The sequence below is a fragment of the Geminicoccaceae bacterium genome (genome assembly GCA_020638465.1).
Classification (GTDB): domain Bacteria; phylum Pseudomonadota; class Alphaproteobacteria; order Geminicoccales; family Geminicoccaceae; genus JAGREO01.
Genome location: JACKIM010000002.1, coordinates 1,344,016 through 1,358,314 on the forward strand (window position 1 = coordinate 1,344,016; position 14,299 = coordinate 1,358,314).

Genomic DNA, 14,299 nt, shown 5'->3' on the forward strand with positions numbered 1-14,299 from the left:
GATTGCGGCTGCCCCGGTCTCCGGGCGAATCGTTAACATCCTGTTAGCCGCGCCATGCTAATTTGGGGGAGGTGCCGGCCTTGGAGCACTTTTCCGATCCGGCATGACCGGTCTGGCGCTCCACATGAACGGAAAAACTCTAGGGACATACTCGTGACCCCTACACAGATCCGCCTCGTACAAAGTGGCTTCGGCTCGATCCTCGATCAGGCCAGGCATGTCGCCGACGATTTCTATGCCAATCTCTTCCGGATGGACCCTTCGCTCCGGAGCCTGTTCGCGCAGGACATGCGAGCCCAGAAAAGGGCCTTCATCAGCGTGCTGGCGCTGGCGATCGACAGCCTCGACAAGATCGAGAACCTCAAACCGGCGATCGTCGAACTGGGCCGCCGCCATGCCAATTACGGCATCAAGCCCGCGCATTACGACACGGCCGGGAATGCCCTCATGACGACCGTTGGCGAACTCATGGGGAAATACTGGACCGACGAGATGGAAGAGGCGTGGATGGCCGGCTACGTCATGCTGGCAGGCATCATGAAGGATGCCGCGACCGAAGCCGAAGGGCACAGGCTCGACGCATGAACCCGCCGGCGATCATCGTTCGGGAATGAGCCCGCGGGGACTGAAGCGCAGGACAACCAGGAGGATCATGCCCATGGTCAGCAGGCGCATGTGCGCGGCGCTGCCAAGGAGGTGAGCCTTGAGCGCCGAGCCGTCATCCATGCCGGCCGTCATCATCCGCAGGAGGAAGTCTCCGAACGGTTCGGCCATCGCCCACAGATACCAGATGAGGAACCCGCCCAGAATGGCACCGAAATTGTTCCCCGAACCGCCAACGACCACCATGACCCAGATGAGGAAGGTGAAACGCAGCGGCTGATAGGTGCCGGGCGTGAGCTGGCCGTCGAGCGTGGTCATCATCGCCCCGGCAAGACCGCAGATGGCGGAACCGAGCACGAAGATCTGCAAATGCCGGGCGGTGACGTCCTTGCCCATGGCCTCGGCCGCGATCTCGTTGTCGCGGATGGCCCGGATCATCCGCCCCCAGGGTGAGTTGAGCGCCATCTGCGCCAGCCACAGCAGCGCGAGCAGCACGGTCACGAACAGGCCGGCATAGGCCAGCTTGACCGCGATCGCCGAGCCGGCGACCGGGTCGAAGCCCCATTCGGCCATGCGGGCGACAAAGGCCGGGTCGCGCTGAAGCTCGATCTCGTAGGGAACCGGACGGGCGATACCGGCGACATTCTTGACGCCGCGTGACAGCCAGTCCTCGTTCTTCATCACCGCGAGGATGATCTCGGCAATGCCAAGGGTGGCAATGGCAAGATAGTCGGAACGCAGCCCCAGGGCGGTCTTGCCGACGATCCAGGCAACTCCGGCGGCCAGCAGGGCCCCGACAGGCCAGGCGAACAGCACGGGCAGGCCGAGACCGCCCAGATAGCCGGTCGAAGCGGGATTGACCGCCTCGATCGCCTCCACGGCGGGATCGAACACCATGCGGAAAACGACCAGTCCGCCAACCAGTGTCACGATGAGCGCAATGCTGCGGGTCCATCCCGGTTCCATGCGGCGCCACAGGGAGATGGCGGCAAGGATGGCCACAGCGCCGATGGCAAGGGCAACGGCCATCCTCAGGCCGCCGGCCGCCCATGCCTCTCCCACCGGCGGCATCGAGACGATGACCGTGGCAAGGCCGCCCAGCGCAACGAACCCCATGATGCCGATGTTGAAAAGGCCGGCATAGCCCCATTGCAGGTTCACGCCCAGCGCCATGATCGCCGAGATCAGCCCCATGTTGACGATGCCCAGCGCCACGTTCCAGCTCTGGCTGTGGCCGGTCCATCCGATCAGGGCGAAGACTGCCACGAACAGGAGACTGTCTCGCAATCGCAGGGTCATACCGATTTCCCCTTGAACAGCCCGGTGGGCCGGAAGAGCAGGACGATCACCAGGATCACGAAGGACACGGCGAACTTGTAGTCGGTGGACAGGAGCTGGAGGAGGCCCGCCGGATGCCATTCAGGCAGCAGGTAGCCTGCCGCTTTCCTGAAGGCATAGGTGAGCGTGACCTCGGAAAAGGCGATGACGAAGCCGCCGACGATCGCACCGACGGGACTGCCGAGGCCGCCGACGATCGCACTGGCGAAGATGGGCAGGAGAAGCTGGAAATAGGTGAATGGCTTGAAGCTCTTGTCGAGACCGTAGAGAACACCGGCGATGGTGGCCAGCGAGGCGACCATGATCCAGGTGATGATGACCACCCGTTCGGGATTGATGCCCGAAAGCAGTGCGAGATCCTCGTTGTCGGAGAAGGCCCGCATGGACTTGCCGGTTCGTGTGTGGTTGAGGAACCAGAACAGCAGCGCCATGACGAGGATTGCCACCACCACCGTCAGTACCGACGTCGCCTTGATGGCCAGCCCCTCCTGCAACCCTGTCGCATCGCGGAACTCGCGTGCCGAAATGATGAAGCGCGCGCCGTCGGCGAAAACCTGGTCTTCGACGCCGATGATGAAACGCACGAGCCCGTTGGTGACGAACATGACCCCCATCGAGACGATCACGAGGATCACCGGTGCGGCCTTCACCCGGCGATAGAAACGATAGACCACGCGATCGGTTGCCAGCACCAGCAGGGCGGTGACCGGGATGCCGACCACGAGGCCCAGCAACGCCGTCGGCAACGGCCCCAGCGAGACGCCGACCGACTGGAGCCACCATGTGGCAAGGATCGTCGCCATGGTGCCGAATGCCATCGTGTCGCCGTGAGCGAAATTGGAAAAGCGCAGGATGCCGTAGACCAGCGTCACGCCCAGCGCCCCCAGCGCCAGCTGGCTGCCATAGGACAGGGCGGGGATGATCACGTAGTTGAGAAGGGCGACAGCGGCATTGAGTTCATCCATCGCTCAGCCTCCGAGGAACGTGCGGCGGACCTCGGGATCGGCAAGCAGGGCCTGTCCCGCGTCGGTGTAGGCATTGGCGCCCTGGACGAGCACGTAGCCCTTGTCGGCGATCTCCAGCGCCTGCCTGGCGTTCTGCTCGACCATCAGGATCGAGATGCCGGTGCGGGCCACCTCGATGATCCGGTCGAACAATTCGTCCATGACGATGGGCGACACGCCGGCCGTGGGTTCGTCCAGCATCAGCACGCGAGGCCTTGTCATCAGCGCGCGGCCGACCGCGACCTGCTGACGCTGGCCACCCGAGAGTTCGCCGGCCGCCTGGCGGCGCTTGTCCCTGAGGATCGGGAACAGCTCGTAGACCTGTTCGATAGTACCGCGAATATCGTCGCGACGGAGGAATGCTCCCATTTCGAGATTTTCCTCGACTGTCATTGTCGAGAAGATGTTGCTGGTCTGCGGCACGAAGGCCATTCCCTTCGCCACACGGTCCTGCGGCGTCAGCGCGGTGATGGTCTCGCCCGCCAGCCGCACAGCTCCCTCCCGCAGGTTCAACATGCCGAAGATGGCCTTCATCGCCGTCGACTTGCCTGCGCCATTGGGTCCGACGATCACCGCGATCTGCCCCTGCTCCACGGCAATGGTACAGCCATGGAGAATATCGGCACCCGAACCGTATCCACCGGTCATGTTGTCGCCGATGAGGAACGCCGCCCGCCCCGCCTCCGGCGATCGCGGCTCGCTCCCCCCATCGTGGGCCATCCCGCCCCTGCCCTCCACCCGGGTGATCGAGCGGTCCTTGTTGCCGCGATCGTCCTGCCACGCGTTGCGGCTCATGCTCCCGTCCCGATCCTGTTCTTCAATCCGGTGCCGAGATAGGCCTCGATGACCGCCTCGTTCCCCATGATGGTTTCCGCCGGTCCTTCGGCCAGCACCCTGCCCTCGGCCATGACGATCACCGGGTCGCACAGACGACCGATGAAATCCATGTCGTGCTCGATCACGCAAAAGGTGTAACCGCGCTCCCGGTTGAGACGGACGATGGCATCGCCGATGGTGTTGAGCAGCGTCCTGTTCACGCCCGCGCCGACCTCGTCGAGGAACACGATCTTCGCATCGACCATCATCGTCCGGCCAAGTTCGAGCAGCTTCTTCTGGCCACCGGAGAGATTGCCCGCCTTCTCGTGTGCCAGATGGCGGATGGTGAGGAAATCGAGGACCTCATCGGCCTTGCGCGCCAGCTCCCGCTCCTCCGCGGCGATCCGGCGACGGTGGAACCAGCTGTTCCACAGATGCTCGCCCGATTGTCCGCCCGGCACCATCATGAGGTTCTCGCGCACGCTCATCGACGGGAATTCATGCGCGATCTGGAAGGTACGCAGCAATCCCTTGTGAAACAGCTCGTGCGGCGGCAGGCCGGTGATGTCTCCGCCATCCATTGTCACCGTTCCCGAAGTGGGGGACAGACGTCCGGCGATGACATTGAACAGTGTGGTCTTGCCGGCGCCGTTCGGGCCGATCAGTCCGGTGATCGAACCGGTGCCGATCCGCAGCGACACTCCGTCGACCGCGTGAAAACCGCCAAAGTGCCTGTGCAGATCCGTGACGACAATCATCGCAGGCTGCATCTCCTGTCTTGGACAGTCCGGGCTGCTTCCCGCCTGCCTTCTTGTGACACGCGAGATCCGGGCCGCGTGCCCGCCACCGCTTCCGTTCGACCGGAACAGGCCGACAGCCGGAAGCGGTGCACGGTGGTGCTGTCGTCAGCGATATCCGACGGTCTCGAACCTGCCGTCCCTGACCTCGACCTCGCGATAGGTACCGGCCGAATCGCCCGGGCCGATCAGTTCGACCGACGACGCCCCCACGTAATCGACATCGCCGCCGCCCGCGATGATCTCCAGCGCCTTGCCAAGCTCACCGGGGTTGATCTTCTCTCCCGGCGCGTTGGCAACATCCATCACCTTGTCCTTGTACACCCTGGGATCCGTGGAACCCGCGGCCTGCATGGCCAGCAGCATCAGGGCCGCGGCATCGTAGCTTTCGGGCGAATAGGTGCCGGTACCGTCGAAACCGGCCTCCTCGGCGAGCTTCACGTAAGCCGCGGCACCGGGACTGTCGCTCCCGCCGACCTGACCGAAGGAACCGTCGATCTGGTCGCCGAACACGTCGGTCAGGCTGTCGCCGACCATGCCGTCCGGCAACTCGAAGAGATCGAAGGCACCGAGATCGAGTGCCGAGCGGATGATCCCGCGGCCGCCCTGATCGAGATAGCCGGCCACGACCAGCACGTCGCCGCCAGCCGCTGCCAGTGCGCCGACTTCAGCGGAATAGTCGCCCTTTCCGTCTTCGTGTGCGGCAACGGTCGTCACCGTGCCGCCGGCCGCCTCGAAGGCCGACTTGGTCGAATCGGCAAGCCCCTTGCCGTAGTCGTTGTTGGTGTAGGTGATGGCGATCGAGCCGTAGCCGCGATCCTTGAGAATCTCGGCGATCACCTGGCCCTGCCGGGCATCGGAGGGAGCGGTGCGGAAGAACAGGCCGTCATCCTCGGCATCCGACAGTGCCGGCGAGGTGGCCGATGGCGAGATCATGACGATGCCGTTGGGCCGGGCCACGTTCTGCAGCATCGCCCCGGTGACGCCCGAACAGTCGCCGCCGATGATGCCGGCGATGCCCTCGGAAGTGACGAGCCGCTCGGTGGCCGTTGTCGCCACGCCGGAGTCGACGCAGGTGGTATCGCCCTGCACGGCAACGACATTGCCCAGGGTGAACTTGCCGGACTCGTTGGCCTCGTTCATGGCAAGCTTCGCGCCGTTGGCCATGTTCGGCACGATCGATTCGATCGGACCGGTGAATCCCAGAATGATGCCGATCTTCACGTCATCGGCCATGGCCGTGCCGGCGATGAGCGTGCCCGCGGCCGTCGCAAGTAGCAGTTTCCTCATGAAGCCCTCCTCTTTCTTCCATGGCGCAGGATACCCGGTTCCCTGTCGAACCGGCATCCGGTTTGTCAAGCTCATGAACAGATTAGAACGAAGACGGGCTCTTCGGGAAACAGCAAATTGACCTCGATGGCGCGACACGCATGAACGCGGCTCCCGGCATCCGCAGACCGGATACCGGGATTCATTCCCTTAGCAGCGTGTTGACGAAATGCGCTCAGGCGAAAGAAAGGTCCTCGATGCTGATGACGACATTGTCGATGGCGACGCCGCCACCTTCTCCCATGGCGTTCATGACCGAAACGAAGCTGCCGTTCCCGTCATGGCTGATGGAAACATCGCCCTCGCCGAAACCGACGAACGTGAGCGTGTCGCCACCGGCACCGGCGAAATCGAGGATCAGGTCCTGGCCGAAATGACCGGCGAAGAAGAACGAATCCGCTCCCGCACCGCCGCTCAGCCGGTCGTCGCCTCCCTGCGCGCCCGGGGTCATGTCCTGCGCGTCGCCCCAGAGGACATCATCGCCCTCCCCGCCATGGAGGCTGTCATTGCCGCCCCGGGCGAGGTCATCCATCATCATCGCGTCACCATAGAGGATGTCGCCATCCACGCCGCCCATGACCGTGTCGTCGCCGCCAACGGCATTGCCCGTCATTTCGACGGCATCGCCGAACAGGATGTTGTTGCCGCCTCCGCCATGAACGCGGTCATCCCCGCCGACGGCATCGCCCGACATTTCGAAGGCGTCGCCGACGACACGGTCATCGCCTTGCGAACCGTAGACATTGTCGTCGCCGCCGGTGGCCTGACCGGTCATCTCGTAGGCGTCACCGTAGACCCGGTCGTCGCCCTCGCCGCCATCGAGCCTGTCGGCTCCGCCAGTGGCCGTGCCGTGCATGCGCGAGGCATCGCCGAACAGCACATCCTCGCCGGACCAGCCGTGAAGGTCGTCGGCACCGCCGACGGCATCGCTGTACAGGCCGTTCGCATCGCCGATGACGCGGTCGTTGCCGGCCCCGCCATAGATCTCGTCATTCCCGCCCTGCGCTCCGGCGTTCATGGCGTAGGCGTCGCCATAGAGCGAATCGGTACCGATTCCCCCGTCGAGCCTGTCATCGCCGCCACGGCCGGCGTCCAGGACATGCGCGTCGCCATAGAGACGGTCGTCGCCGGATCCGCCGGAGAGCTGGTCCACTCCGCCCCCGGCACCCGAGGAGATGGTATGCGCGTCGCCATAGAGGCGGTCGATACCGGCCTCGCCGGCGATCACATCATCGCCGCCGATCCCGGCGATCAGATCGCCGAGGTTGCCCGGAACGTCCGTGAAGGCCGGATACAGGCCACCGAAGGGATCGCCAACGATGATGTTCGCCCTTCCTGTTCCGACAATGTCATCATGACCCAAGGATCCAAGAATGTTGTTCACTTGCCTACCCCTGACTGCGTGTCAAACACGACAATGCAGATGAAAACGGATTACCAATCGTAAAATTTTTAATTCTACCAATAGTAGATTTCAATGTTTTTCAATGAACGCGTTGCAAAAATATTCCATTCAATGTCCATGAAATTTTCGGAAAATGGCTTCATTTCAATGCATGAAGGACGGGGTCAGGGGTCGCCCCGTCCTGTCGCCGGAGGGCTATCCCTCGACCTTCCCTTCGTTTGCATCGAGCCGCTCGAACCGGCGCTCGTCCTCCTTCGTTTCCAGCCAGATGGCATTCATCACGGCGAGAACGACGGCAAGGGGAAGCCCTAGGGCCCAGGCGAAATACCACATGGCGGGATCTCCTGTTGAGGGATTTCAATAGATGGTTTCGCTGGCGGACCTGACCTCGTCCTCGTCGACCCGCCCCCACAGCACGGTGTAGACCCACGCGGTATAGGCGAGGATCAGCGGCAGGAAGATCGCGGTGGCCACCAGCATGTTGAACAGGGTCTGGTGGCTGGATGAGGTATCCCAGACGGTAAGGCTGGCATCGGGCTGGATCGACGAGGGAAGGATGAAGGGGAACATCGTCAGTCCGACGGTCGAGATGACACCGATGATCGCCAATTTGGAGGCAAGGAAGGTGAAGACTTCCCAGCGTGCCCGGAGACCGATGAAGGCGAGTGCGGCGCCGCCGAAACCGAGAGCCGGCCCGGCCCAGATCCAGGGCCGGGTTTCATAGGCCACCATCCAGCTCTCGCCGCGCACCACCTGCGAGAACAGCGGGTTCGACGGTCCGTCATGCGGCGGTTCGGCGACAAAGGCATAGCCCGGAATGACGAAGGCAATGCACAGGCCGGCGATGGCGAACAGGGCGATGGTCGCAAGGGCACCGTAGGCGCCGAATCTCTGGCCGCGCTCCGCCACCGCTCCCCCGGCCCGCAGCCCCAGCCATGCGCCGCCATGCATGGTCATCATGGCAAGGGCGGTCAGGCCGCACAGCAGCGAAAACGGATCGAGCAGCCCGAAAAAGGAGCCATCATAATGCGAGACGAGTTCGTCCGTCAGGCGGAACGGCACGCCCTGCAGCACATTGCCGACAGCGACGCCGAAGATGACGGGCGGAACGGCGCCGCTGACGAAGAGTGCCCGGTCCCAGTTCTCGCGCCAGCGCGGGCTCTCGCGCTTGGAGCGGTACTTGAACGCGACAGGTCTCACGATCAGGGTCGCCAGCACCACGAACATGGCGAGATAGAAGCCCGAGAAGCTGACGGCATAGAGCAGCGGCCAGGCAGCGAAGATCGCACCGCCGCCCAGGATGAACCAGACCTGGTTGCCTTCCCAGACGGGGCCGACGGTATTGATCGCCACCCGCCGTTCGACATCGGTCTTCGCGACGAAGGGCAGGAGTGCGCCAACCCCCATGTCGAAGCCGTCGGTCAGGGCAAATCCGGTCAGCAGGACCCCGAGCAGGACCCACCAGATCAGGCGGAGGGTTTCGTAATCGATCAGGCTTGAGAGGATCATGGACCATTACCTCGCGGGCATCTGGGCAAGCCGGCCGCGCAGGCGTTCCTCGCGCGCTGCCTCCCATTGTTCGGTTTCCTCGACATCGAGATGCGGTCCCTGGCGGATATATCTGAGCATCAGCGAAATCTCGATGACGAACAGGATGCTGTAGAAGGTGACGAAGCCGACCAGGGTCAGGGCGACATCCCCCACACCCAGGCGGCTGACGGCGACGGCGGTCGGAAGGATGCCGTCCACGACCCATGGCTGGCGGCCGAACTCGGCGACGAACCAGCCCATTTCGATGGCGATCCAGGGCAGCGGTATCGACAACACGGCAATCCAGAGCGCAAGGCGGCCGACCTTGAGATTCCGGAAGGATGCCTTCCAGAAGAAGAACAGTGTCAATGCGATGAAGTAGAAGCCGAGGCCGACCATGATCCTGAAGGACCAGAACATGGGAGCCACCTGCGGGACCGTATCCCAGGCAGCCTTTTCGATCTGTTCCGAGGTTGCCGCCAGCGGATCGTCGGCATAGCGCTTGAGCAGCAGCGCATAGCCCAGATTGCGGCCATGCAGCTCGAATTCCGCACGCGTACCGGGAGTGGCGTCACCATGCTGGGCGCGGATCTTCTGCAAGGCCTCGTAAGCCTTGAGGCCGGAATGGATCCGCTGCCTGGCGACCTCGACCAGATTGGTGATGCCGGGAATCTCGGTGTCGAGCGAGCGGGTCGCGATCAGGCCCATCACATAGGGGATGTGTATGGCGTATTTCGTTTCATGCGTTTCCTGATCGGGAAGCCCGAACAGCGTAAAGGATGCCGGCGCGGGCTCCGTCTCCCACATGGCCTCCATGGCCGCGAGCTTCATCTTCTGGTTATGGCTGGTCGAGTAGCCCGATTCATCGCCGAGCACCACCACGGAAAGCGCCGAGGCCAGACCGAACGCCGAGGCGACTGCGATGGAACGCCGGGCAAGGGCGACATGGCGGCCGCGCAGCAGATAGAAGGCGGAGACGCCCAGCACGAACAGCGAGGCCGTGACGTATCCCGCCGACACCGTATGCACGAACTTCGCCTGCGCGACCTCGTTGAACAGGACGTCGAAGAAGTTGTCGACCTCCATGCGCATGGTCTGCGGATTGAACGTGGCACCCACCGGATTTTGCATCCAGCCATTGGCAATCAGGATCCAGAGTGCCGAAAAGTTCGAACCGATCGCGACAGCCCAGGCGGCGGCGAGATGTCCCAGCTTCGACAACTTGTCCCAACCGAAGAAGAACAGCCCGACGAACGTGGCTTCGAGGAAGAACGCCATCAGCCCTTCGATGGCCAATGGCGCACCGAATATGTCGCCGACATAGTGGCTGTAGTAGCTCCAGTTCATTCCGAACTGGAATTCCATCGTGATGCCGGTACCGACGCCCAGGGCGAAATTGATGCCGAACAGCATGCCCCAGAACTTGGTCATCTGCCGCCAGATCGGCCGGTCGGTCATCACATAGACCGTCTCCATCGTCGCGACGAGGATGGACAGGCCGAGCGTCAGGGGCACGAACAGGAAGTGGAACATCGCCGTCGAGGCGAACTGCAGCCGGGACAGGGTGACGATATCGAGTTCCATGGCGGCTCCGACACGTGGCGTTCGCTAAAAGATATAGAAAACATCCCTCTTATAAGATTGAGGTCGGAATATCTCAATGCTCCAGATCGGGAAAAGTGCCGCAGTGCATGAAGGTTTTCATCCGATGGGATACACACGATCCGCGATGGAGATCTCCTCCTGCCGGTGACTGGCCGCCAGGACGGCCACCCCGGCGAAGGCGCTGCGCAAGCGCGCGAGAACAACCGCCGCCGTCGCGGTGTCCAGACCTTCGGTCGGCTCGTCGAGGAGCGCGATGGCGGGACGTCGCAGCACGATCCGCGCCAGGGCGAGCCGGCGCGCCTCCCCGCCCGACAGTCCCGCACCGCCCTCGCCCAGCCGGAGGCCGAGCCCGCCACGAGCGGCAACCACCTTCGAGAGCGCGACCACATCCAGAGTCCGCCATAACAGGTCGTCACAGGCATCCGGCGCCGCAAGCCGCAGGTTTTCGGCGACCGTTCCGGCAAACAGCGCGGAGTGCTGCGACAGGAACGCCACCCTGCCGCGCAGATCCGCCTCGGCCCATTCGCGCACCGGTACACGACCGACAGTCACCGTTCCCGATTCGGGCTCCAGCAACCCGGCGGCCAGCGCCAGGACGGTGCTCTTGCCGCAGCCGCTGGCACCCGACAACGCGACCCATTCCCCCTTCGCGACGGACAGCGTCAGCCCGGAAAGCACCGGTCTCGCCCCCCGCCGGAAGGAGACCCCGTCAAGATGCAGTCCGGCGGGATCGAAATCCGTGCCCGTCGCCCGCCCGGGTCCGGCACCGTCCGCAACGGAAATCCGGCGCGCTGCAAGCATCGCCCGCCCCGCTTCGAGAGCGCCGCGCCGCAGGGGTGCCGTCGCTTCCCCCAGTGCCAGTGCCGTGAAAACCGCGATTGCGATCCGCGTCACCGGCACGCCCAGCAGGTCTCCGGACAGCAGGGCACCCGCCGCCGCCAGCGCAGTGGCGCAGCGTTGCAAGCCTCCGAGCCGCTGTTCGACCGCATCGAGTGCGACGGCAGCCTGTGCCGCCGCGCGGTCGGCACGCCCGATCAGCCGCTCCTGATCGGGAATCCGCCCCGAAACCGCCAGAACGGTGCGCCCCCGTGCCAGATCGACGAGGCGGATGCGCAACGCTTCCAGCGCCATCGCCCGCCGCTTCGCCGGCCTGCCGCCGGCCCGCGCGCCCGAAAGGACGATGACCGCGGCCGCCGATGCGTGAACGCCGCAAACCCACGACGCGATCCATGGATCGACGAGCCAGCCCAGCATAATGGCGGCGAGAAGCAAGGTCGCGAGTGCGGCGGCGACCGGCGCCACCATGCGCAGATAGATGGAATCCAGTGCATCCACATCGGCCGTGAGACGATGCAGCATGACGGCACGGCGGACGCTCTCGATCTCCGGGAACGGGCGCGCGGCAAGGCCGCGGAACAATGCGACCCGAAGGCCGGCGAGGAACCGGAGCGTGGCGTCATGGGTCGCAAGCCGTTCGCCATACCGTGCCGCCGTGCGCCCGAGAGCCAGAAAGCGAATGCCGGCACTGGGACGAAAGACGTCGAAGGTCATGCCCGCACCCGCCGCACCCGCGAGCCCGCAGGCCGTTATGAACCAGCCGGAAAGGCCCAGAAGCATCGCTCCCATGACCGCCACGGTCACCATCAGCACGATACCCATGACGAACCCCTTGCGATCGGTGCGCCAGAACAGCCCGAGAATGCGCAGGAGCGGTCTCACAGGGAGACCGCACGGGCCATGCGGGCGGCCAGTGACAGGTCATGAGTCGCCACGACCAGCGTTGCGCCGCGCGCGTTCAGCGCAAGGAGGCCCCGCGTCACGGCTTCGGCGGTCGGCGCATCGAGGCTGGCCGTCGGTTCGTCGGCAAGGATGACATCGACGTCCCGGAAGGCAGCCCTCGCCACCGCCAGCCGCCGGGCCTCGCCACCGGAAACCCCCTGCCCGGTCTCGCCCAGCCGCATGTCAAGTCCGCGGGGCGATCGCATCGGGATATCGCCGGCCGCCGCGAGCTCCAGCGCATCGAGAACCCGCTGGCGATCCGAAGCATCACCCGAGAGCGCCACATTGGCGCGCAACGAGCCATTGATGAAACCGGGAGCCTGGTCAACCCAGCCGATCCGCGACCGCCAGCCGTCCGCCGCGTCGTCGTCGAGTGGCCGGCCACCGGCCTCGATCCGGCCGGAATCGGGCGGGAGCAGTCCGGCGAGCAGGGCGAGCAACGTGCTCTTGCCGGCACCGCTTGCACCGGTGATGGCAAGCGAGGCGCCGGGTTCGATGACCAGGTCGGGGAACCGCCTGTTGCGGGCGACGATCCCCCGCAGGCGGATGATTGGCGGAGCCGTGCCGGGCCTGCCCGCTCCGCCCGAACCGAGCATGCGAGGCCCTGCTGCCGCCATTTCGGCGTCGAAGGCCGAAGCTGCCGCCTGTGCCGCCGCACGGCTGTGCCACGCTTGGGAGAATTCCCTCAGGGGAGCAAAGAACTCCGGCGCCAGCATCAGCACGAATACCGCCTCGCCGAGACTGAGCCCGTTCGCCCATGTGCCGAAATCGAGCAGGCCCAGCAGACTGAAACCGGCATGGACGGCCACCATGGCCACGCCGAGGGCCGAGAACAGCTCCAGGACGGCCGAGGAGAGAAACGTGATGCGCAGCACCTCCATGGTGCGGGAACGAAGCCGATCCGCCCCGGCGCGAAAATCGGCGGCCGCGATCCCGACGGCACCGAGCAGGCGCAGATCGGCCAGACCGCGCAGACGGTCGAGCAATGCGCCGTTCATCGTGCCGACCTCGTCGAGCTGGCGCTCGCTCGCCTGCCGGGCCGTCATGCCGACGAGCGCCATGAACAGCGGGATCAGGGGGCCGGCAACGAGCAGGATGAGGGCCGAAACCCAGGAGACCCAGAAAACCGCGAGCAGGATGGCGGATGGGACCACGGCAGCACGCCAGCGCACCGGTTCGAAGCGCGCCAGAGCCGGGAATGCCGCCTCCAGCTTGTCCGTTCCGAGCGCCGCAACGGAACCGGAATGCGAATGCCCGGCATCCAGCGGCGATATCCGGGCAGTCTTTTCGGCAAGTGCGGCACGGGCCTGACCGATGGTCGAGAGCGCCGCCGCCGTCCCCAGACGCCCTCCCGCGGCTTCGAGCAGTGCGGCGACGATCGCCAGAAGGACGAACCCCGCGGCCGCCGGCACCACCCGCCCCCCCTCGCCGCCTGCGGCGAGATCGGCGAACGCCATGGCCATCAGCGCCGCCTGCGGGATGACCGTCAACCCTGCCAGAACCCACAGGCCCGCCGCATGCCGGCCGGTACCGCGGATTTCGATGCCCGTGGAAAAGGCGGGGCGATCAGGAATCGGCTGGCTCCGGTATCCTCTCGTCCTGATGCAGCAGTGGCCACAACGCCTCGCGATTGCGGACGAGGTCGGCAATGGTGACCCCGTCGAGTTCATCCATGAAGCGCGCCATGGCCCGCTTGAAGGTCCGGCTGAGACGGCACATGGAGATCAGCGGGCAGGTATTGGTCTGGTCGTTGAAGCACTCGACCAGTTCGAGCGAATCCTCGGTCCTGCGGACGATCTCGCCGACGGTGATCTGATGCGCCGGTCGGGCAAGGTGGAAGCCCCCCGAGCGCCCGCGGACATTCCTGAGATAGCCCCAGGCGCCGAGATGGTGGATGCACTTGTTCATGTGCGCGCGAGAAACGCCATAGGCATCGGCAATCTCCTGCGCCCGCGAGAGGCCATCGCCCTTCATGGCGGCATACATCAACGTACGCAAGGCATAGTTCGTGAATGTGGTAAGGCGCATGATCGCTTTCGCAGGTCGCTTAAACCTGCATGGCTTATATATCTTATATTGGCGGCGGAAAACCC

13 protein-coding genes are annotated in these 14,299 nt (G+C 64.6%); 1 reads left to right on the forward strand and 12 read right to left on the reverse strand.

Going from position 1 to position 14,299, the window contains the following annotated elements:
* The first annotated feature begins 153 nt into the window (after positions 1-153).
* Positions 154-585, forward strand: coding sequence for a hemin receptor (locus H6851_16530; GenBank protein MCB9945214.1), 432 nt, complete (start codon positions 154-156; stop codon positions 583-585).
* Positions 586-597: 12 nt separating this feature from the next.
* On the opposite strand, the gene H6851_16535 is transcribed toward H6851_16530, so the two are convergent.
* From H6851_16535 to H6851_16590, 12 genes are all read right to left on the reverse strand, one after another.
* Positions 598-1,902 carry a branched-chain amino acid ABC transporter permease gene (locus H6851_16535; protein MCB9945215.1) on the reverse strand — a complete coding sequence of 435 codons (1,305 nt, stop codon included), beginning with the start codon at positions 1,900-1,902 and terminating at the stop codon, positions 598-600.
* The gene (locus H6851_16540; GenBank protein ID MCB9945216.1) at positions 1,899-2,906 is read right to left on the reverse strand and encodes a branched-chain amino acid ABC transporter permease; all 1,008 of its coding nucleotides are present in this window, start codon (positions 2,904-2,906) and stop codon (positions 1,899-1,901) included. The genes H6851_16535 and H6851_16540 overlap by 4 nt, the downstream gene beginning before the upstream one ends.
* Before the next feature lie 3 nt (positions 2,907-2,909).
* Positions 2,910-3,740 (reverse strand): ABC transporter ATP-binding protein, encoded by an 831-nt coding sequence (locus tag H6851_16545; GenBank protein MCB9945217.1) that lies wholly within the window; start codon positions 3,738-3,740, stop codon positions 2,910-2,912.
* Positions 3,737-4,519 (reverse strand): ABC transporter ATP-binding protein, encoded by a 783-nt coding sequence (locus tag H6851_16550; protein MCB9945218.1) that lies wholly within the window; start codon positions 4,517-4,519, stop codon positions 3,737-3,739. The genes H6851_16545 and H6851_16550 overlap by 4 nt, the downstream gene beginning before the upstream one ends.
* A 147-nt stretch (positions 4,520-4,666) precedes the next feature.
* Positions 4,667-5,848 (reverse strand): ABC transporter substrate-binding protein, encoded by a 1,182-nt coding sequence (locus H6851_16555; GenBank protein ID MCB9945219.1) that lies wholly within the window; start codon positions 5,846-5,848, stop codon positions 4,667-4,669.
* Between the two features lie 214 nt (positions 5,849-6,062).
* Positions 6,063-7,250 (reverse strand): hypothetical protein, encoded by a 1,188-nt coding sequence (locus tag H6851_16560; protein ID MCB9945220.1) that lies wholly within the window; start codon positions 7,248-7,250, stop codon positions 6,063-6,065.
* Positions 7,251-7,487: 237 nt separating this feature from the next.
* Positions 7,488-7,625 carry a cytochrome bd-I oxidase subunit CydX gene (gene cydX / locus H6851_16565; protein MCB9945221.1) on the reverse strand — a complete coding sequence of 46 codons (138 nt, stop codon included), beginning with the start codon at positions 7,623-7,625 and terminating at the stop codon, positions 7,488-7,490.
* Between the two features lie 24 nt (positions 7,626-7,649).
* Complete coding sequence (gene cydB, locus H6851_16570) at positions 7,650-8,801, reverse strand: cytochrome d ubiquinol oxidase subunit II (protein MCB9945222.1); 1,152 nt, start codon at positions 8,799-8,801, stop codon at positions 7,650-7,652.
* Between the two features lie 6 nt (positions 8,802-8,807).
* Positions 8,808-10,406, reverse strand: coding sequence for a cytochrome ubiquinol oxidase subunit I (locus H6851_16575; protein MCB9945223.1), 1,599 nt, complete (start codon positions 10,404-10,406; stop codon positions 8,808-8,810).
* Between the two features lie 117 nt (positions 10,407-10,523).
* Complete coding sequence (locus H6851_16580; protein ID MCB9945224.1) at positions 10,524-12,146, reverse strand: ATP-binding cassette domain-containing protein; 1,623 nt, start codon at positions 12,144-12,146, stop codon at positions 10,524-10,526.
* Positions 12,143-13,876, reverse strand: a complete 1,734-nt coding sequence (cydD, locus tag H6851_16585; GenBank protein ID MCB9945225.1) for a thiol reductant ABC exporter subunit CydD — start codon at positions 13,874-13,876, stop codon at positions 12,143-12,145. Before cydD ends, H6851_16580 begins: the two co-directional genes overlap by 4 nt.
* A complete protein-coding gene (locus tag H6851_16590; protein MCB9945226.1) occupies positions 13,773-14,234 on the reverse strand; it encodes an Rrf2 family transcriptional regulator in 462 nt (153 codons plus the stop codon). Before H6851_16590 ends, cydD begins: the two co-directional genes overlap by 104 nt.
* Positions 14,235-14,299 lie beyond the last annotated feature (65 nt).

What these genes read in the sequence shown, in the direction of transcription:
- H6851_16535 (MCB9945215.1), bottom strand. Translation starts at nt 1,902, where the DNA reads ATGACCCTGCGATTGCGAGACAGTCTCCTGTTCGTGGCAGTCTTCGCC.
- H6851_16545 (MCB9945217.1), bottom strand. Translation starts at nt 3,740, where the DNA reads ATGAGCCGCAACGCGTGGCAGGACGATCGCGGCAACAAGGACCGCTCG.
- cydX (MCB9945221.1), bottom strand. Translation starts at nt 7,625, where the DNA reads ATGTGGTATTTCGCCTGGGCCCTAGGGCTTCCCCTTGCCGTCGTTCTC.
- H6851_16555 (MCB9945219.1), bottom strand. Translation starts at nt 5,848, where the DNA reads ATGAGGAAACTGCTACTTGCGACGGCCGCGGGCACGCTCATCGCCGGC.
- H6851_16540 (MCB9945216.1), bottom strand. Translation starts at nt 2,906, where the DNA reads ATGGATGAACTCAATGCCGCTGTCGCCCTTCTCAACTACGTGATCATC.
- H6851_16550 (MCB9945218.1), bottom strand. Translation starts at nt 4,519, where the DNA reads ATGATTGTCGTCACGGATCTGCACAGGCACTTTGGCGGTTTTCACGCG.
- H6851_16590 (MCB9945226.1), bottom strand. Translation starts at nt 14,234, where the DNA reads ATGCGCCTTACCACATTCACGAACTATGCCTTGCGTACGTTGATGTAT.
- H6851_16575 (MCB9945223.1), bottom strand. Translation starts at nt 10,406, where the DNA reads ATGGAACTCGATATCGTCACCCTGTCCCGGCTGCAGTTCGCCTCGACG.
- cydD (MCB9945225.1), bottom strand. Translation starts at nt 13,876, where the DNA reads ATGAACTCGACGGGGTCACCATTGCCGACCTCGTCCGCAATCGCGAGG.
- cydB (MCB9945222.1), bottom strand. Translation starts at nt 8,801, where the DNA reads ATGATCCTCTCAAGCCTGATCGATTACGAAACCCTCCGCCTGATCTGG.